At 63.0% G+C, this 18,938-nt stretch carries 18 protein-coding genes; 9 read left to right on the forward strand and 9 right to left on the reverse strand.

What is annotated here, in order from left to right; genetic code table 11:
* Positions 1-12 precede the first annotated feature (12 nt).
* From efp to B0T39_RS15455, 6 genes are all read right to left on the reverse strand, one after another.
* Positions 13-576: an elongation factor P gene (gene efp / locus B0T39_RS15430; RefSeq protein WP_048411239.1), complete on the reverse strand. Its 564-nt coding sequence runs from the start codon at positions 574-576 to the stop codon at positions 13-15.
* 61 nt (positions 577-637) lie between these two features.
* Positions 638-1,783, reverse strand: coding sequence for an elongation factor P maturation arginine rhamnosyltransferase EarP (gene earP, locus B0T39_RS15435; protein WP_081548118.1), 1,146 nt, complete (start codon positions 1,781-1,783; stop codon positions 638-640).
* Between the two features lie 318 nt (positions 1,784-2,101).
* On the reverse strand, positions 2,102-3,403 hold the full coding sequence (locus tag B0T39_RS15440; RefSeq protein ID WP_081548177.1) for a NupC/NupG family nucleoside CNT transporter: 1,302 nt from the start codon (positions 3,401-3,403) through the stop codon (positions 2,102-2,104).
* Between the two features lie 280 nt (positions 3,404-3,683).
* Positions 3,684-3,860 (reverse strand): cbb3-type cytochrome oxidase assembly protein CcoS, encoded by a 177-nt coding sequence (gene ccoS / locus B0T39_RS15445; RefSeq protein WP_081548120.1) that lies wholly within the window; start codon positions 3,858-3,860, stop codon positions 3,684-3,686.
* A complete protein-coding gene (locus tag B0T39_RS15450) occupies positions 3,860-6,295 on the reverse strand; it encodes a heavy metal translocating P-type ATPase (RefSeq protein WP_081548122.1) in 2,436 nt (811 codons plus the stop codon). Before B0T39_RS15450 ends, ccoS begins: the two co-directional genes overlap by 1 nt.
* A gap of 108 nt (positions 6,296-6,403) precedes the next feature.
* Positions 6,404-7,069 (reverse strand): 7-cyano-7-deazaguanine/7-aminomethyl-7-deazaguanine transporter, encoded by a 666-nt coding sequence (locus B0T39_RS15455; RefSeq protein WP_081548124.1) that lies wholly within the window; start codon positions 7,067-7,069, stop codon positions 6,404-6,406.
* A gap of 168 nt (positions 7,070-7,237) precedes the next feature.
* Between B0T39_RS15455 and B0T39_RS15460 the strand changes: the two genes are divergently transcribed.
* Entirely contained in the window at positions 7,238-8,224 is a 987-nt protein-coding gene (locus tag B0T39_RS15460) for an NAD(P)H-quinone oxidoreductase (protein WP_081548126.1), read from the forward strand.
* A 197-nt stretch (positions 8,225-8,421) separates the two neighbouring features.
* Here the strand turns inward: B0T39_RS15460 and B0T39_RS15465 are convergent, their stop codons facing one another.
* Positions 8,422-9,729: an enoyl ACP reductase FabMG family protein gene (locus B0T39_RS15465; RefSeq protein WP_081548128.1), complete on the reverse strand. Its 1,308-nt coding sequence runs from the start codon at positions 9,727-9,729 to the stop codon at positions 8,422-8,424.
* Positions 9,730-9,848: 119 nt separating this feature from the next.
* Positions 9,849-10,724, reverse strand: coding sequence for a hypothetical protein (locus B0T39_RS15470; RefSeq protein ID WP_081548130.1), 876 nt, complete (start codon positions 10,722-10,724; stop codon positions 9,849-9,851).
* A 139-nt stretch (positions 10,725-10,863) separates the two neighbouring features.
* Here B0T39_RS15470 and typA point away from each other — a divergent pair, with 139 nt between their 5' ends.
* Positions 10,864-12,684 (forward strand): translational GTPase TypA, encoded by a 1,821-nt coding sequence (typA, locus tag B0T39_RS15475; protein WP_081548132.1) that lies wholly within the window; start codon positions 10,864-10,866, stop codon positions 12,682-12,684.
* 58 nt (positions 12,685-12,742) lie between these two features.
* Here the strand turns inward: typA and B0T39_RS15480 are convergent, their stop codons facing one another.
* The gene (locus B0T39_RS15480; protein WP_081548134.1) at positions 12,743-13,780 is read right to left on the reverse strand and encodes an NAD(P)H-dependent flavin oxidoreductase; all 1,038 of its coding nucleotides are present in this window, start codon (positions 13,778-13,780) and stop codon (positions 12,743-12,745) included.
* A gap of 115 nt (positions 13,781-13,895) precedes the next feature.
* Here B0T39_RS15480 and B0T39_RS15485 point away from each other — a divergent pair, with 115 nt between their 5' ends.
* The 7 genes from B0T39_RS15485 to B0T39_RS15515 all read left to right on the forward strand — a co-directional run bounded on the left by B0T39_RS15485 (position 13,896) and on the right by B0T39_RS15515 (position 18,924).
* The gene (locus tag B0T39_RS15485) at positions 13,896-14,087 is read left to right on the forward strand and encodes a hypothetical protein (RefSeq protein WP_081548136.1); all 192 of its coding nucleotides are present in this window, start codon (positions 13,896-13,898) and stop codon (positions 14,085-14,087) included.
* A gap of 145 nt (positions 14,088-14,232) precedes the next feature.
* Complete coding sequence (rpsB, locus tag B0T39_RS15490) at positions 14,233-14,961, forward strand: 30S ribosomal protein S2 (protein WP_081548138.1); 729 nt, start codon at positions 14,233-14,235, stop codon at positions 14,959-14,961.
* A 70-nt stretch (positions 14,962-15,031) separates the two neighbouring features.
* A complete protein-coding gene (gene tsf, locus B0T39_RS15495; protein ID WP_081548140.1) occupies positions 15,032-15,898 on the forward strand; it encodes a translation elongation factor Ts in 867 nt (288 codons plus the stop codon).
* Between the two features lie 93 nt (positions 15,899-15,991).
* Complete coding sequence (pyrH, locus tag B0T39_RS15500) at positions 15,992-16,711, forward strand: UMP kinase (RefSeq protein WP_081548142.1); 720 nt, start codon at positions 15,992-15,994, stop codon at positions 16,709-16,711.
* Between the two features lie 76 nt (positions 16,712-16,787).
* Positions 16,788-17,345: a ribosome recycling factor gene (frr, locus tag B0T39_RS15505; protein ID WP_081548144.1), complete on the forward strand. Its 558-nt coding sequence runs from the start codon at positions 16,788-16,790 to the stop codon at positions 17,343-17,345.
* 79 nt (positions 17,346-17,424) lie between these two features.
* The gene (gene uppS / locus B0T39_RS15510) at positions 17,425-18,114 is read left to right on the forward strand and encodes a polyprenyl diphosphate synthase (protein ID WP_439896892.1); all 690 of its coding nucleotides are present in this window, start codon (positions 17,425-17,427) and stop codon (positions 18,112-18,114) included.
* Between the two features lie 3 nt (positions 18,115-18,117).
* A complete protein-coding gene (locus B0T39_RS15515; RefSeq protein WP_081548148.1) occupies positions 18,118-18,924 on the forward strand; it encodes a phosphatidate cytidylyltransferase in 807 nt (268 codons plus the stop codon).
* Positions 18,925-18,938: the final 14 nt, after the last annotated feature.

The following is an 18,938-nucleotide window of genomic DNA, read 5'->3' on the forward strand; positions in this document are numbered from 1 at the left end:
GCAAGAGGACGCTTAGGCGCGCTTCTTGAATTCGTTGGTGCGGGTGTCGATTTCGATCTTTTCGCCGGTGTTGACGAAGGCCGGAACCTGAACTTCGAAGGTGGTGCCCACCAGGCGAGCCGGCTTCAGCACTTTCCCGGAGGTGTCGCCGCGTACGGCCGGTTCGGTGTATTCCACTTCGCGGATCACGGTAGTCGGCAGTTCAACCGAGATGGCCTTGCCGTCGTAGAAGGTCACTTGGCACACTTCTTCCATGCCGTCGACGATGAAGTTCAGCGTGTCGCCCAGGTTGTCGGCTTCCACTTCGTACTGATTGAATTCGGTGTCCATGAACACGTACATCGGATCGGCGAAGTAGGAGTAGGTGCAGTCCTTGCGGTCCAGCACGATGACGTCGAACTTGTCGTCTGCGCGGTATACGGCTTCGCTGCCGGCGCCGGTCAACAGGTTCTTCATCTTCATTTTCACAACGGAGGCGTTGCGGCCGGATTTGCTGAATTCAGCCTTCTGCACGACCATCGGGTCGCTGCCTACCATGAATACGTTGCCGGCGCGGAGTTCTTGTGCGGTTTTCATTACTAAAAGTCCCAAACTCTTGATTGAAGTCGGAAAAAAGGTTTCCGAAAAACGGCGTATTTTAGCCGATTTCCCGGACAAAGTGCAGCAGTCTGTCGCCTAGATCGCCGTCCGCCAGCAATTTTTCCGGCCAAACGGCGGCGTGCTCGCGCCAGGCGGGCAGCCAGGCGGCCAATTCCGTCCAGGCGGCGGCCATGTCGGCGCCGTGGTTCCAGGCATGGCTGGCGGCTGTGAGTGCTTGCGCCGCTCCGACGGGCAGCGCCGCGCCGTACTGTGACAAAAAGGCATCAAGCTTGGCCAGATGGGCGGCGTCGTCCTGCGGGTAGATGTGCCAGAGAAACGGCCGGCCCGCCCATTGCGCGCGCACGAAGCTGTCTTCGCCGCGCACCAGATTGAGGTCGCAGGACCACAGCAGCAAGTCGTAGCTGTCCTGGTCTGTCATCGGCAATACCTTGACCGTCAACTGGCCCTGGCGCGCCAGCATGCCGGCGCGCAATGGGTAGCCGAAGACGCGGGCCGCGTCCGGCAGCGCCTTGCCTTCCGGCAGCAGGCAGGTCACCGGGCGTTCGCCCAATGCCCAGGCGGCCAGCAGGCTGGTGACGGCCGGGTTTTCATAGGCGAACAGGCTGATGCGCCACTCGTCCGCGGCCGGTTCCGGCAGCTCCAGCAGTTGCCAGTAGGCGCGGCGCGCCAGCGCGTCGTCCTGCCATTGGCGGCGGACGTCGAGCAGGCCCTGTTCGCAGATCAGGCCGCCGGTGTCGGCCTCGAAGCCGGGGAAGAAGAAATGCTTGGTCAGCGGCAGCTGCGGATGCGGCGAGGGCTGGCGGTGGCAGCCACGGGTCCAGTCTTCCGCCGACAGGTATTCCAGATTGATCCACACCGGCTTGATCGCCTTGGCGGCCATCGCTTGCTCGAAGAGCTCCGGCAACCGGCAGCCGAAGGCCTCGATCACCACGTCGGCGGGCACGGTGCCCGCGGGCGGGCCGTCCGCCGGCCAGTGGCGGATGTCGATGTCGGCCAGCCGCTGGACCGGCAAAGCCGGGTCCAGGTCGGGCGCGATGCGGGCGAAGCTGGCCAGGTCGTCCACCCACAGCCGCACTTCCAGGCCGAAGTCGTGGGCCAGCCGGCGCGCCAGCCGCCAGGCGACGCCGATGTCGCCGTAGTTGTCGACCACGGCGCAGAAGATATCCCAGTGTTTGCGTTCCATTGGCGGTGCCGCGCGTGAAAATGGCGGCAGCTTAGCACGCCGCCGCGTGTTCATGAAAAACCCCGCACCGGAGCGCGGGGTGACATAAAGATTAAGACGCCGCGCACAAAGGCCTGAGTTCGTAGCGTGGGCAAGTCCTTTGGGCTTGTCCACGCTACAACTAGATCAAAACGCGGTGATTGCTTTTAGAACCGGTGTACGATCTCGCGAGACAAGGCGAGAACCGCTGAGAAAGCGGAATGTACGCGTGGTACATGAGCATTTCGAAGCGGTTTTCAACGCCGTATCGCCGACGCGCAGCAGATCGTAAACAGGTTCTTAGAAAATGGACATCCACAGGCCGGCGGTGGTCGCCGTCATGAAACCCGCCATCACGGCGGCGGCCAGCGCGCGCATGCCGATCTGGGCCAATTCCTTCTGCCGCGACGGCGCCAGCGCGCCGATGCCGGCGACGCAGATGCCCACCGAGCTGAAGTTGGAGAAGCTGGACAGCGCGAAGGTGGAGATCAGGATGGCCTGCGGCGACAGGGTGCCGGCGGCCTTCATCTTGGCCAGGTCCAGGTAAGAAATGAACTCGTTGACCACGATTTTCTGGCCCAGCAGGCTGCCCACTTCCAGGGTTTCGTGCCAACTCACGCCCATCATGAAGGCGAACACGCGGAAGGCCTGGCCAAACAGGTATTGCAGCGTCAGGCCGTCGAACACGCCGTTAGTGGAGGCTTTGATCATCTCGTTGACGCCCAGCGCCGCGCCGATGCCGTCCTTCACCACGAAGTTGGCCAGCGCGATCATGGAGACGATGGCCAGGATGATGGTGGCCACCGCGGCGGCCATCTTCATGCCGGACATCGCGCCGTTGACGATGGCGTTGATGAAGCTGCCCTGATCGTCGTCCTGGCTGTAGTCCAGTTTGTCGCTGGAGGTGTGGCCGCGATCGGTTTCCGGGTAGATGATCTTGGCGAACACCACGGCTGCCGGCGCGTTCATGAAGGAGGCCATCAGCAGATAAGTGGCGAATTTAGCCTGTTCCGCCGGGTCGCTGCCGCCGAGGAAGGCGACATAGGCGGCCAGCACGCCGCCGGCCAGCGTGGACATGCCGGCAATCATCACGCAGGCCAGCTCGGAGCGGGTCATGTGCTTGATATAGGGGCGGATCAGCAGCGGGGCCTCGGTCTGGCCGAGAAAGATGTTGCCGGCCACGGTCAGGCTTTCCGGACCGGATAGCTTCATGCTGCGTTTCATCACCCAGGCCATGCCGGCCACCACGCGCTGCAAGATGCCCAAATGGTAGAGCAGGGCGCTGAAGGCGGAGAAGAAAATGATCACGGGCAAGACCATGAAGGCGAACAAGAAGCCCATGCTGCCGTTGGGTTTGGCCAGGTCGCCGAACACGAAGGCGGCGCCTTCGCCGGAGAAGGTCAGTACTTTGGCGAAGCCGGAGCCGAAGGCTTCGAACACCGCGCGAGCGGCCGGTACGTAGTTGATGACCAAGAACAGCGTGCTTTGCATGATCAGGCCGATCAGCACGATGCGCCAGTTGATGGCTTTGCGATTGGTGGACAGCGCATAGGCGGTGCCCAGCAGGAACAACATGCCGACGAGAGCTTGTAAGGTATTCACGAACAACCCTGAGATGAAGGTGCGGAAGCTGACCGGCTGGCGCATGGCGCCGGGCCAGGCGGATCCAACGATTATTAGATGATGATTAGCTAATATTGCTCAAGGTGCGCGATTTTACAGCAAAAATCGGAGAACGAAAGCGATTGCAGCGCTTTGTCCTTGATTTTATTCAGTTTGGGTGGGATTTGGGCTTGTGCCGGGACAGATGGGCGCGTAGTCAGGGCTTGGAGAAGCCCCGGCGCAAGGACGCGCCGGGAGCGGTTTGGGCGTGTGGTGGCTCTTAGTCGCCGGGAGGCACGTTGCCGTCGTCCTTGGGCTTGTCGTCATCCATCAGAATGCGGTGAGCCGGGCCTTCCATATCGTCGAACTGACCGTTGCGGGTGGCCCACCAGAAAATGCCGCCGATGACGAAGGCCAGCACGAGGCTGAGCGGGATGAGCAGGTACAGGCTTTCCATCAGGATTTCCGTTTGACCAGTCGGAGGGCGTTGCCGACTACGATGAGAGAGCTGGACGCCATGCCCAGGCTGGCGATCCACGGCGTAACGTGGCCGGCGATGGCCAAGGGCAGCGCCACGATATTGTAAGCGGCGGCCCACCACAAGTTTTGACGTATCACAGACAAGGTCTTGCGAGACAGTTCGAAAGCGTTGGCGATCAGTCCCAGCCGGTCGCCTATCAGCACCATGTCGCCGCTGGCGCGCGCCACGTCGGTGCCGCCGCCCATGGCGATGGACACGTCGGCCTTGGCCAGCACCGGCGCGTCGTTGATGCCGTCGCCCACCATCAGCACGCGCTTGCCAGCGGCTTGCAGGCGGCCGACGTAGGCCAGCTTGTCCTCCGGCGTGGCGCGGGCGATGTGGGCGTCGATGTCCAGCTGGCGCGCCAAGTTGGAGGCAGGGCCGACGCCGTCGCCGCTGAGCAGATGCACGCGCAAGCCGCGTTGTTTCAACTGGCGCAGCAGCGGCGCGGCGTCGGCGCGGACTGCGTCGCCGATGGCGAACAAGGCCACCAGTTCGCTCTCGTCCGCCAGCGCGATCAGGGTTTTATCGCCGTGCCAGTCGGCGGAGGGAAGAGGGCAGTCGCCCAGTTGCGCGGCGATGAATTCCGGCGAGCCTATGCGCCAGTCGCGGCCGTTCAGCCGGCCGGTCACGCCGCGGCCAGGATGGTTGCGCAGCGCTTCCGTCGCCTGGTGAGGGCCGTCGCCGGCGGCGGCGAGCAAGGCGCGCGCCACCGGATGCTCCGAGCCCTGTTCCAGCGCGGCTGCCGTGGCCAGCGCCGCGGCCGCGTCGCGGCCGGGCGCGGTCCAACTGTCCAGCAGCCGCATGTCGCCATGAGTCAGGGTGCCGGTCTTGTCGAAGACCACGTCGCTGATCTTGGGCAGGGTTTCCAGCGCGTGGCCGCGGGTGGTTAGCACCCCCAGCGCCGCCAGGTGGCCGGAGGCGGCGGTCAAGGCCGCCGGGGTGGCCAGCGACAGCGCGCAGGGACAGGAAATCACCAGCACCGCCACCATGATCCACAGCGCGCGGTCCGGCTCGATATAGTGCCAGCCGATATAAGTGCCGGCGGCGGCCAGCAGCAGCAGCGCGACGAACCCGCTGGCGAAGCGGTCGGCGATCACCGCCAGCCGCGGCTTTTCCGCCAGCGCCTGGTCCAGCAGCCGCACGATGCCGGCCAGCCGGGTGTCCTGGCCTGTCTGTTCCACCCGCACCACCAAGGGACTGGCGGCGTTGACGCTGCCGGCGATCACCGCCGCGCCGGCATCCTTGGTCACCGGGCGGCTTTCGCCGGTCAGCAGCGCTTCATTGCTGGCGCTATGGCCGTCCAGCACCAGGCCGTCGGCGGGAATGGTCTCGCCGGGCTTGATCAGGATCACGTCGCCGGGGCGCAGCTGCGCCACCGTGGTTTCCTCGCTCTCGCGCCTATCCGGCCAGCCGGTCAGGCGATGAGCGAAGGCGGGGATCAGCTTGACCAGGCTTTCCGTGGCCTCGCCGGCCTTGCGCCGGGCGATGCCCTCCAGGTAGCGGCCGCCCAGCAGCAGGAACACGAACATCGACACCGAGTCGAAGTAGACGCCGTGTTCCACCTTGTTGATCAGCGCCCAGAAGCTGGACAGGAAGGCGGTGAGGATGCCGATGGTCACCGGAGTGTCCATGCCCACGCGCCGGGTTTTGAGGTCGCGCCAGGTGGCGCGGTAGAAGGGCACGGCGGAGTAGAGCACCACCGGCAGGGTCAGGATGAAACTGGACCAGTGCAGCAGCCACAGGAAGTCCGGCGTGATCTCGCCGTCCGGCGCCAGGTAGATGGGCACCGCGTACATCATCACCTGCATCATGGACAGGCCGGCCGCCCACAGGCGGTTGATCGCCTGTTTGCGTTCTTTCTGGTTCAGCGCTTCCTGGCGCTCGGCGTCGTAGGGATGGGCGCGGTAGCCGATGGCACTGACCGCTTCCAGGATGGTGGACAATTGGACCCGGCTATTGTCCCAACGCACGCGGGCGCGGTGGTTGCTGTAATTGATGTCGACGCTGACGATGCCGGGCAACTGGCGAATGTGCTGCTCGTTGAGCCAGACGCAGGCGGCGCAGGTGATGCCTTCCAGCATCAGCGAGGCTTCCCTCAGATATTCCGCTTCAAAGCGCACGAAGCTGCGCTGAAGCTCGTCGGAATCATAGAGTTTGATTTGCTCCAGCAACTCGCGCGGCACCGGTTCGGCCTGGCGCGCGCCTTCGGTGCGGTGCTGGTAGTAATCGGACAGACCGGACTGGATGATGGTGACCGCCACCGCTTGGCAGCCGGCGCAACAGGTGGGCTGATCGACTTCACGGTATTTGACCGGGAACTGGACGTCGGGCGGCACCGGCAGGCCGCAGTGGAAGCAGTTTTCACTCATGATGGCCGATTGTAATCAATCCGGCCGTGTTTGGCTCGTGTCGGCGCGTTGGAAAAGGCTGTGTCAGCCCCCATTTGCTGGGGGCGTCCGGTCCGAGCTTGGAGTCGTTTAAGCCGCGCGCAATTGAGGCTCCACGCCGCGCAAGCTCAGTTGCTTCAGGATGCGGTTCAGGATCACGCCGTACATGGGCAGGAAGAACAGCAGGCAGATCAGCAGCTTGAAGCTGTAGTCCACCAGTGCTATCTCCACCCAGTTGGCGGCCATGAACGGGTCGCTGCTCTGGTAGAAAGCGATGAAGAAGAAGGCCAGCGTGTCGCTGATATTGCCGAACAACATGGCCGAGGCCGGAGCGATCCACCAGGTTTTCAGCTGGCGCAGGCGGTTGAACACCTGCACGTCCAGGATTTGGCCTAGCGCGTAGGCGGCGAAGCTGGCGACGGCGATGCGGGCGACGAATACATTGAAGCTGGCCAGCGCGGCGACGCCTTGCCAGGCGCCCTGATAAAACAGGGTGGAAATCAGGTAGGAGATCGCCAGCGCCGGCAGCATCGCCGCGAAAATGATGCGGCGGGCCAGCGGCGCGCCGAATACGCGCACGGTCAGGTCGGTGGCCAGGAAAATAAAGGGAAAGGTGAACGCGCCCCAGGTGGTGTGGAAGCCGAACACGGTGATGGGCAGTTGCACCAGGTAGTTGCTGGACGCGATGATGGCGATGTGGAACAAGGACAGCCACAGCAGCGCGGACAGCCGCTGCTGACGGGTAAAGCTAAACATGATGTCGGCCTTTTTATTGGATTGGGGTGAGGGAACCCAATGCAGATTCGGTTGGCCCTGTCCGGCGAGGCGGATCAGGGCAAGGGCCGAAATAATACTCGCCCTTGCCTAGCTTGGCAAAGGTATTTGGTATTGCGAATCAGTCGCTTGAGCGTGAAAGGAGAGGGTATGTTGGCAGTTGTGCAGTCGGCTCCGGGCGGAGTCGACACCCTGCGGTTGGATGAGATCGCGGCGCCGGTTCGCGGCGCCGGGCAGTTGCTGCTCCGGGTGATGGCGGCGGGCATCAACCGCGCCGATCTGGCGCAACGCGCCGGGCACTATCCGCCGCCGCCGGGCGCTAGCCCGATTCTGGGTTTGGAAGTGGCGGGCGTGGTGGAGGAGGCGGACGCGGATTCGCGCTTTAAGCCCGGCGACGCGGTGTTCGGCCTGATTGGCGGTGGTGGCTATGCCGAATACGCGCTGCTGGACGAGGCACTGGCCATCGCCAAGCCGGACTGGCTGTCCTGGGTGGAGGCGGCCAGCCTGCCCGAGGCCTGGATGACGGCCTGGTTCAATCTGGTGGAAAAAGCGGGCTTGCAGGCCGGCGAGACCGTGCTGGTGCACGCTGGCGCCAGCGGCGTGGGCGCGGCGGCGATCCAACTGGCCGGCTTGTTGGGCGCGCAGGCCTTCGCCAGCGTGGGCAGCGAGGAGAAGGCGGCGTTTTGCCGCGAGCTGGGCGCGGCCCAGGTGTTCAACTACCGGCAGACAGCGGCCTTCGGCGCCGTGGTCAAGGGCTGGGGCGGCGCCGATGTGGTACTGGACCCGGTGGGCGCCAGCTATCTGAACGACAATCTGGCGGCCTTGAAGCCGGATGGGCGGCTGGTCAATATCGGTCTGCTCGGCGGGGCCAGGGCGGAGTTGAACCTGGGCGCGCTGCTGATGAAGCGCATCGCCTTGATCGGTTCCACGCTGCGGCCGCAGCCGCTGGAGGTGAAGGCGCGCTTGGCGCGGGCTTTGGAAACCCGGATCTTGCCGGCGCTCGAGCAGGGCCGCTTGCGTGTGACGCTGGATTCCAGCTACCCCTTGGCTCAGGTGGGCGACGCGCACGCCTATGTCGAGGCCAATCGCAATCTAGGCAAGGTGGTGTTGACCTTGTTTCCGGTGTTGGCGGGCTGAGAGCCTGTTTACGATCTGCTGCCCGTTGTGAGACGCGACATGGCGAGTACCGCTTCGAAATGCTCATGTACCGCATGACCATTCCGCTTTCTCTGTGGTTTTCGCCTTGTCTCGCCTTGGCTCGTGAGATCGTGAACAGACTCTAATAAACAAAAAAGCGCGCCCGAATGGGCGCGCCGCTTTGTATCGGAGGGGGGTTAAGCGTGCATCCGGTTCAACTGGCGCGCGATGATGTCATGGTTCAGCCACAGCACCGGGCCGGCGGGCGCGGCGGCTTCGTGGAACATCAGCGGGCCGGTGGCGTCGATCACCAAGCTGCTCAGATGGTCGGTGATCAGCGCCTTCTTGTCCTGGTGCAGGTCCACGATGGCGTCGGACGTGCCTATCATTACCTCGGCCAGTTCCGGGCTGTTCGGCATCGGCCAGGCTTCGAAGTTGCGGAAGCCGCGCATCACCTCGCCGCTATTGAGTGCGTCAATTTTTTCCAGTACTTCTTCCAGCGTGCGGCCGTCCTGCAGCAGCGCGGCGCAGGCCTGCCATTGGGCGTCGGCCCAGGCGCCGCCGTCTTCGCGTTTCAACGCGCGCAGCAGCGCCAGCAGTGGCAGCTCCACGCCGACAAAGATGTCCGAGGAGTTGGTGCGGATTTCCGGGCAGTTGAACACCGTGGCCTTGACGCCCTGTTCCCAGGCGGCGCGGGCGACGTTTTCCAGCCGCATCTTGGCGTAGCCCTGGGTGTAGTTGGTGTAGGTCTGCCACTGATAATCCCCGTCGATCAGGATCTCGGTGCCGTGGTAGCCGTAGGCGGTGTAGCGCACCTGGCCGCCGGCGGCTTCCAGCCGGCCGCGCAGCGCGGCGCTGCCGTCTATCAGGTGCTGGAAGGTGTTGGCGGTGACTTCGTCGAAGTTTTGCAGGATCAGTTTGCCCAGATCGCTGTCCAGCAGCGCCTGGGTGGACAGAAAACGTTCGCCGCGGCCCTTGTAGACGCGGTTGGCGATGGCCAGGAAGACCTTGGCCTTGGGAATGCCGCCCGCCATGGTGTGGGCGAAGAACACATTGCGGCCGTCGGCGATCATGCCGTCCAGCTGAGCCATCGCCTTGGCGACGCCGTCCTTGAAGCGCTGCACGCCGATCTGGCGGCATTGTTCGATGTGTTCCCAGTCCAGCTTGTCGTCCTGCCAGCTTTTCAGGGTCAGGGTGGCCAGCAGCTCGGTCGGCGTCGGCGAGCCGTCTTGGTCAAAGCCGGCCATCAGCGGCACATTGATCACGCGGCCGCCGAGATTGGCTTCAGCCGCGGCCAGTTCTTCCTCGTTCAGCGGGCGCAGTTGGTTGTTTTCGTCGCGGCGGCCCACGGTCATGCCGATGATGTCCATGCCGGCCTTGCGCGCTTCGTTGATCAGGCCATTGGCGTAGCCGCGGCCGAACAGTTCGCCGAACAGGACGAAAACGTCGCCGGGGCGGAACAGGGTGCTTTGCGGAAGTTGTCTCAGGGCGCTTGTTTGAGCCATATCTTAAATCTTTCTCGATGTGGGCCGGCGCGGCGCGTGATGGCGGGGCCGGTCACTTGAATGCGTTGGAGTGATTGCTCGGATCGGGAGCATTCTACCCGCGATCCGGTTTTAGGTGTTCAGTTGGCCGGCAGCGGCGACAGCGCTTCTATCAGCGCCACTTCCTGCGCATAGCTGAGCGCCTTCATCTTGGCCAAGAGTTTTTCACCGTCCACTTTCCACTGCTGATCCAGTTCTTCCTCGATGATGCGGGCCTCCACCGCCAGCCACACGCCGCGGCAGGCCGCGGCGTCGTCGAAGTGCACGCCTTTCAAGACTTGGGCGATCAGGTGCAGTTCCGGGTCGCTGAACTGGCGCGACAGCAGCGCCTGTTCGCGGCGTACGATCTCGGCGTAGCGATCGCAGATCTGCCGCACCCGCGCGGCGTCGCCGTAGTGGGCGGGCTCGTCGGCCGGAGCGCTCAGCGCGCCGTGCTGGAACCAGGCGTCCAAGGCCGGTTTCAGCTGCGGCAGGTCTTCGTGCCAAACGCGGGTCAATTCTTCGCGGAAGCGGGCGTTGTCGGTGAAGGACAGTTCGTCGAAGGGCATGGCCGGCACCACGCCTTCGTCCAGCGCGCGTTTGCCCACCCATATCCGGCCTTCTTCGTCGCGGCTGACCGCGGCGCGCCAGACCGCCTGCTCCTCGGTGGCGAGGTTGTCGACGTGGATTTCGACATAGGGCGGGGCTATGTCCTGCTCCTCGTCCTCGGTGACGAAGCGCAGCGTGATGTCGAACAGGCTGTGCTTGGCGATCTCCAGCAGTTGCAGGCCGTCTTTGTGGCCGGCCAGCAGATAGCGGTTGCCATTGTCGTAGACGGCCACGTCGTCGATGCCAGCGGCCGGCTTGATCAGCGTGGCGGACAGGGCCTCGGCCAACTGGTTGGCGTCGTTATGCTGGACGGCGTAGCCGGTGCGGTAGGCCTCGTGCTCATGCCATAAGGCGTTCCAGTCGTACATAGCGCGTTTCCTCGTCGAAAATCGGTTTGCCGCGCAGTGTACGCAAAAGCCCAGCGCTTGTCGCCCGCCGGAATTTTTGGTATGGACAGTTTTTTGTGCTATTATCCAGCGATTTTTCTGTATCCATCCTCCTCCAAAAATGACCCGACAAATTCGCAATATCGCCATCATCGCCCACGTCGACCATGGCAAGACCACGCTTGTAGACCAACTGCTGCGTCAATCCGGTACCTTCCGCGAGAACCAGCAAGTGGACGAGCGTGTAATGGACAGCAACGATCTTGAAAAAGAACGCGGCATCACCATTCTGGCCAAAAACACCGCCATCGAATACGAAGGCGTGCACATCAATATCGTCGACACTCCGGGACACGCCGACTTCGGCGGCGAAGTTGAACGCGTGTTGGGCATGGTGGACGGTGTACTGCTGCTGGTTGACGCCGTAGAAGGCCCGATGCCGCAAACCCGTTTCGTCACCAAGAAAGCGCTGGCGCTGGGTCTGCGCCCTATCGTGGTGATCAACAAGGTGGATCGTCCGGGCGCGCGTCCGGATTGGGTGGTGGATCAGACTTTCGACCTGTTCGACAAGCTGGGCGCGACTGACGAACAGCTGGACTTCCCCATCATCTACGCTTCGGGCCTGAACGGTTTCGCCAAGCTGGAATTGGAAGAAGAGTCCGACAATATGCGTCCGCTGTTCAACACCGTGCTCGAGCATGTGCCAACCCCTCCGGGCAACGCCGACGCGCCGTTGCAGCTGCAGATTTCCGCGCTGGACTACTCCACTTACACCGGCCGTCTGGGCGTGGGTCGCGTGCTGAACGGCCGCATCAAGCCGGGCCAGCAAGTCGTGGTGATGAACCACGACGATCAAGTGGCTTCCGGTCGCATCAATCAGGTGCTGGGCTACCAGGGTCTGGACCGCGTGCCGGTGGAAGAAGCCGAGGCGGGCGACATCATCATCATTTCCGGCATCGAAGACATCGGCATCGGCGTGACCATCTGTGACAAAGAGCAGCCGGTAGGCCTGCCGATGCTGTCCGTGGACGAGCCGACGCTGACCATGGACTTCATGGTGAACTCCTCGCCGCTGGCCGGCACCGAAGGCAAGTTCGTGACCTCGCGTCAAATCCGCGACCGTCTGACCAAAGAATTGCTGACCAATGTGGCGCTGCGTGTGGAAGACACCGGCGACTCCGACGTGTTCCGCGTGTCCGGTCGCGGTGAATTGCACCTGACCATTCTGCTGGAAAACATGCGTCGCGAAGGCTTTGAAATGGCCGTGGCCAAGCCGCGCGTGGTGTTCAAGGAGATCGACGGCCAGAAGTGCGAGCCGTACGAAAACCTGACCATCGACCTGGAAGACGATCACCAGGGCGGCGTGATGGAAGAAATCGGTCGCCGTCGCGGCGAACTGACCAATATGGAATCCGACGGCAACGGCCGCACCCGTCTGGAATACCATATTCCGGCGCGCGGTCTGATCGGCTTCCAGTCCGATTTCATGACCATGACCCGCGGCACCGGCCTGATGAGCCACGTGTTCGACGACTACGCGCCGGTCAAGCCGGATATGCCGGGCCGTCACAACGGCGTGCTGATCTCGCAAGAGAACGGCGAAGCGGTGGCTTACGCGTTGTGGAAGCTGGAAGATCGCGGCCGCATGTTCGCGGCGCCGGGCGAAAAGCTGTACGAAGGCATGATCATCGGCATTCACAGCCGCGACAACGATCTGGTGGTGAACCCGGTCAAGGGCAAGCAGCTGACCAACGTTCGCGCCTCCGGCACCGACGAAGCCGTGCGTTTGACCACCCCGATCAAGCTGACGCTGGAATCCGCGGTGGAGTTCATCGACGACGACGAGCTGGTGGAAATCACGCCGAAGTCCATCCGCATTCGCAAGCGCTACTTGAACGAATCGGATCGTCGCAAGATGGCCAAGGCCAACGCCGCGTCCTGATTCGCGCCGACCTTGCAAAAACCGCCGTTCCCTTAAGGGGCGGCGGTTTTTTCATGGTTCAACCGTTTAGCGCGTTCAGTTTTCGCCGGCAGTCCTCCGCTTCGGCCAGAATGCGCTCGAACAGCTCGGCCACGCCGGGCACGTCGTCGATCAGGCCCTGGGCCTGGCCGATCAACTGCACGCCCTTGTCGTGGTCGCCGTCCTCTATCGCCAGCCGGATGGATTCGGTGGCGGCGCCGAACTGCGCCAGTTGGCGCAGCGCCTGGGGCTGGCTCAGCAGGCCGCCCAGCACGACTTTGGCGATGGGCATGCCCAGCTTGCGCGCGGCGGCGCTGGCGCGCCAGGCGGCGGCGAGCAGGCTCAGCGGCTTGCGCGTGGCCTGGCGGGCGGCAGGGCTGTCCATCACCCGGCACCACAGGCCGTCGAAGTTCTTGGAGTACAAGGTGTCGGCCACGCCACGTTGGCGGATCATCTCCTTGGTGCGCTGGTGCACCGGGCTTTCCTTGCTCATCGCCAGGCGCGTGCCCATGGCCACGGCGTCGGCGCCCAGCGCCAGCGCGGCAATCAGGCCCTGGCCGTCGACAAAGCCGCCGGCGGCGATGATGGGCAGCGCGCTGGCTTTGCGGATGGCCGGGATCAGCGTCAGCGAGGTGACGGCGCCGCCGTGGGCGGCGGCCTCGTGGCCGGTGACCAGCAGGGCGTCGGCGCCGGACGCCTCCGCCGAGCGAGCGTGCTTTTCCGTCACCACGGTGGCGATGGCCTTGCCGCCGTAGGCGTGAGCCCGCTCAATCAGCCAATCGCCCTTGCCTAGCGAAAAATTGATCACCGGCACGCGTTCTTCCAGGGCGACCATGGCGTTTTCCTTGGCGCCCGGCATCATCAGCGTGCAGCCGACGCCGAAGGGGCGGTCGCTCAGTTCGCGCACGCGGCGGATGGCTTGTCGCGTCAGTTCCGGCGTCAACGGGCCGGTGGCGAGTATGCCCAGGCCGCCGGCGTTGCCGACGGCGGCCACCAGTTCCGGGGTGGCGATGTAGCTCATGCCGGGGCAGATCAGCGGGCGCTGGATGCCGAGCAGGCGGGTGATAGCGGTTTGCATGGGGCGGGGCTCGCTTTACAATGTCTGTCGGTCGAGGGTTGGCGGGCGCAATGGGTTGGGCCCGGCGCTGTCATTGTTGTCGGCTTTGCCGGAAAATTCAAACGATTGTTTAAATATGCTGCTGATCGTGTTGCTGGGCTGGCTTTATGTGGTGCTGATGCTGGCGGTGGCGCAGCACAGCGTGCTGGCTTCGCTGTCCACCTTGTTCTTTTTGGGCGTGTTGCCCACCTTCTTTGTGGCGCGGATGACGCGGCGCAAACTGCGCCGTCAGCGTGAAAAAGCGCGCGAGGCGCGCGACGAGACTTGAGTGGATCGCCGTCCGGTGCTAGAATCCCGCGTCCCTTGCCATACCGGCGGGGGAAAATCATCTATTACGCACATCCGCGCCAAAGGGTGCCTCGCTTCGAGGTTGTCTGCGCGGATGGAGGCTTAACCCTTTAAGGAGTTTTTGCATGTCCACCAACGTTACCATGCGTCAAATGCTTGAGGCCGGCGTTCACTTCGGCCACCAAACCCGCTTCTGGAACCCGAAGATGGCTAAGTACATCTTTGGCAGCCGCAACAAGATTCACATCATCAACCTGGAAAAGACTCTGCCGCTGTTCGTGGATGCCCAGGATTATGTGCGTCGTCTGGCCGCCAACAAGGGCTCCATCATGTTCGTGGGCACCAAGCGTCAGGCTCGTGAGATCGTACGTGAAGAAGCTGCCCGTTGCGGCATGCCGTTTGTTGACCACCGCTGGCTGGGCGGCATGCTGACCAACTACAAGACCGTGAAGCAGTCGATCAAGCGTCTTGAAGAGAAGCGCGCCATCCTGGAGTCCGCTGGCGATACCGGTTACAACAAGAAAGAACTGCTGGACCTGCAACGCGAAGTCGACAAGCTGGAGCGTTCGCTGGGCGGCATCAAGGATATGAAGGGCCTGCCGGACGCCATCTTCGTTATCGACACTGGCTACCAGAAGGGCACCATCGTCGAAGCCAAGAAACTGGGTATCCCGGTTATCGGTATTGTTGACACCAACAACACCCCGGAAGGCATCGATTACGTGGTCCCGGGCAACGACGACTCCAGCCGCGCCATCCGCCTGTACGCTCGCGGCATGGCCGACGCGGTGCTGGAAGGCCGCGCCCAGTCTCTGCAGGAGATCGTGGCTGCTGAATCGGCTCAAGCCGAGTAAGCAGACGAAAAGGGGGCGCAAGCCCCTTTTTTCAGACCCACGTAATCAAAATCATTCAGGAGTGTGAAGTATGGCGGACATTACCGCAAAAATGGTTTCGGATCTGCGCGCGGCCACCGGCCTCGGCATGATGGAATGCAAAAAAGCCCTGGTGGAAGCCGAAGGCGACGCGGCCAAGGCTGAAGAAATTTTGCGCATCAAGTCCGGCAACAAAGCTTCCAAAATGGCTGGCCGCGTGGCTGCCGAAGGCATCATCGGTTCCTTCGTTGAAGGCGGCGTTGGCGCCCTGGTGGAAGTTAACTGCGAAACCGACTTCGTTGCCAAAGACCCGACTTTCCTGGCTCTGGCCGCGGCTGCCGCCAAGGCTGTCGTGATCGCCAACCCGGCCGACGTGGAAGCGTTGTCCGCCGTGGAAATCGACGGTCAGTCCGTTGAAGACATCCGCAAGGCCGCCATCGCCAAGCTGGGCGAGAACATGACCATCCGTCGTTTTGTTCGCTACCAGACTGAAGGCGCGATCGCGACCTACCTGCACGGCGCCAAGATCGGCGTGATCGTCGACTTCGCCGGCGAAGAGCAAGTGGGCAAGGACGTGGCCATGCACATCGCTGCTTCCAAGCCGATCTGCGTGTCCAAGGATCAGGTTCCGGCCGAAACCCTGGAACAAGAGCGCAAGATCTACACCGCTCAGGCAGCCGAATCCGGCAAGCCGGCCGACATCGTCGCCAAGATGGTGGAAGGCCGCGTCAACAAGTTCCTGGCCGAAGTGACCCTGATGGGGCAGCCCTTCGTCAAGAACCCGGACGTGACCGTTGAAAAGCTGCTGGCCGAGAAAAAATCCTCCGTCAAAGCGTTCGCCATGTTCGTAGTGGGCGAAGGCATTGAGAAGAAAGTAGTAGACTACGCCGCTGAAGTGGCCGCAGCCGCCAAGCTGTAAACGCCCAGTCGCGAGACGTATTGACGGCACCCTGCCTGCAGGGTGCCGTTTTGCAAACTGAAAACCGAATATCCAGCCAAACCCGAGGTTACCATGAGCCAAGTCCCTGCCTATAAACGCATCCTGCTGAAACTGTCCGGCGAGGCCCTGATGGGCGATGACAACTATGGCATCAACCGCACCACGATCGAGCAGATCGTGGGGCAGATCAAAGAGGTGGTGGAGCTTGGCGTGGAAGTGGGTGTGGTGATCGGCGGCGGCAACATCTTCCGCGGCGTGGCGCCGGCGGCCGCGGGCATGGACCGCGCCACCGCGGATTATATGGGCATGATGGCGACGGTGATGAATGCGCTGGCGCTGAAGGACGCGATGACCAAGGCTGGGTTGATCGCGCGCGTGCAGTCGGCGCTGACCATGCAGCAGATCGCGGAACCTTATGTGCGCGGCAAGGCCATGCAATACCTGGAAGAGGGCAAGGTGGTGATCTTCGCCGCCGGCACCGGCAACCCCTTCTTCACCACCGATACCGCCGCGGCGCTGCGCGGCATGGAAATGAACGTGGACATCATGCTGAAAGCCACCAAGGTGGACGGCGTGTACACGGACGATCCGAAAAAGAATCCGGACGCGATACGTTACCAGACCCTGACCTTCGACGAGGCGATCTCGCGCAACCTCAAAGTGATGGATGCCACGGCCTTCGCGCTGTGCCGCGACCAGAACCTGAACATCAAGGTGTTCAGCATCTTCAAGAGCGGCGCTCTGACCCGGGTCGTGCTTGGCGAAGACGAAGGCACGCTGGTACACTGCTGAGTTTGAAAATTGCTGAAGGCGAAAGCGGCAATGGCCGTTTTCGCCTTGTCTTTTTAAGTTTCGATTTGGAGTGGACATGATTAACGACATCAAGAAATCTGCCGAGCAGAAAATGCAGAAGTCGCTGGAAGCGTTTAAGACCGACCTGAGCAAGGTGCGCACCGGTCGCGCCCATACCGGCATTCTTGATCATGTCATGGTGGACTACTATGGCAGCGACGTGCCCATCAGCCAGGTGGCCAACGTGACCCTGGTGGACGCGCGCACTATCGGCGTGCAGCCCTGGGAAAAGCCGATGCTGGCCAAGATCGAAAAAGCGATCCGCGACTCCGACCTGGGCCTGAACCCGGCTTCCATGGGCGAGATCATCCGCGTGCCGATGCCGATGCTGACCGAAGAGCGTCGCCGCGACCTGATCAAGGTTGTGCGCGGCGAAGCCGAAGGCGCGCGCGTGGCCGTGCGCAATATCCGCCGCGACGCCAACAACGAATTCAAGAACCTGCTTAAAGACAAGGCCATTACCGAGGACGACGAGCGTCGCGGCCAGGATGAGATCCAGAAGCTGACCGACAAATACACCGTCGAAATCGACAAGGCCCTGGCCGCCAAGGAAGCCGACCTGATGGCCGTCTAAGGAGCGCCGTACCTTGTTTGCAAGCTCTACCAAGGATGTGCCGGAGGTGCGTTCCGTGCCCCGGCATATCGCCATCATCATGGATGGCAACGGCCGCTGGGCCAAGAAGCGCTTCTTGCCGCGCGTGGCCGGCCACAAGCGCGGCCTGGACACCGTGCGCGAGATCGTCGGAGCCTGCAAGGAACTGGGCGTCGAATGCCTGACCCTGTTCGCCTTCTCCACCGAGAACTGGCGGCGTCCGCAGGAGGAAGTGTCTTTCCTGATGGACCTGTTCATTCGCGCGCTGGAGCACGAGGTGAGCAAACTGCACAACAACAATATCCGTTTGCGGGTATTGGGTTCTCGCGAGCGTTTCAGCGCGGATTTGCAGGAACGCATTCTGCGCGCCGAGGAAAAGACCGCCGGCAACGATGGTCTGGCCTTGAACATCGCCGCCGACTACGGCGGCCGCTGGGATATTCTCAATGCGGTCAACGGCCTGATCGCAGAAGGCGCCACCCATATCGACGAAGAGGCGCTGAGCCAGCGCCTGTCGATGCCGTGGGCGCCGGAACCGGACCTGTTCATCCGCACCGGCGGCGAGCAGCGCATCAGCAACTTCCTGCTGTGGCAGTTGGCCTATTCCGAGCTCTACTTCACCGAAACGCTGTGGCCGGACTTCGACCGCGCGGCGCTGGAAACCGCCATCGGCTCCTACCAGTGCCGTGAGCGTCGCTTTGGGCGCACCAGCGAGCAATTGCCCGAGCATCTGCGTCGGGACGGGCGCTAAGCCATGCTGCTGACACGCGTTCTGACCGCCCTGGTGCTGCTGCCGCTGATGTTGGCGGCGCTGTTTCTGTTCCCGGCCGAAGCCTGGGCCGGCTTCTCCTGGCTGATCATCGTGTTGGCCTTGTGGGAGTTCAGCCGCATGGCCGGCATGGCCGGTACAGGCAAGTGGCTGTATCTGGCCGTTAGCAGCGCGCTGGCCGCGACGGCCTGGTTCGGCCATTACCGGCTGGGCCCGCTTGAGCACGCGCTGACGCTGGCGTTCTGGCTGCTATTGGTGCCGTGCTGGCTGGCCAAGCGTTGGCGTATCCGCCAGGGCGCGACGGCCTGGCTGCTGGGCTGGCTTCTGATGCTGCCGGCCTGGTTCGCCTTCCTGGAATGGCGGCCGCATCCCGGAGCGGCGGACGCTTTCGCCTTGCTGGCGGTGATGGGCCTGGTGTGGGTGGCGGACATCGCTGCTTATTTCTCCGGCAAGGCTTTCGGCCGGCGCAAGCTGGCGCCGTCCATTAGTCCGGGCAAGAGCTGGGAAGGGGTGTACGGTGGCGTGATCTGCGTGGCGCTGTACGTGGCGCTGGTGGATCATCTGGGCTGGATAGACATCGGCTTGCCGATTTGGGCGCTGTTGCTGTTGGCGCTGCCGCTGAGCGCGGTCAGCGTGATGGGTGATCTGCTGGAATCCTGGTTCAAGCGCGCGTCGGGGATCAAGGACAGCAGCAGCTTGTTGCCCGGTCACGGCGGCGTGTACGACCGTATCGACAGTCTTATCGCCGTCCTCGCCGTCAGCAACGCGCTGCGCGCTCTGGGCGGCATGTAACCGCAGGAACACTT

This window comes from Chromobacterium haemolyticum (assembly GCF_002081825.1).
Classification (GTDB): domain Bacteria; phylum Pseudomonadota; class Gammaproteobacteria; order Burkholderiales; family Chromobacteriaceae; genus Chromobacterium; species Chromobacterium fluminis.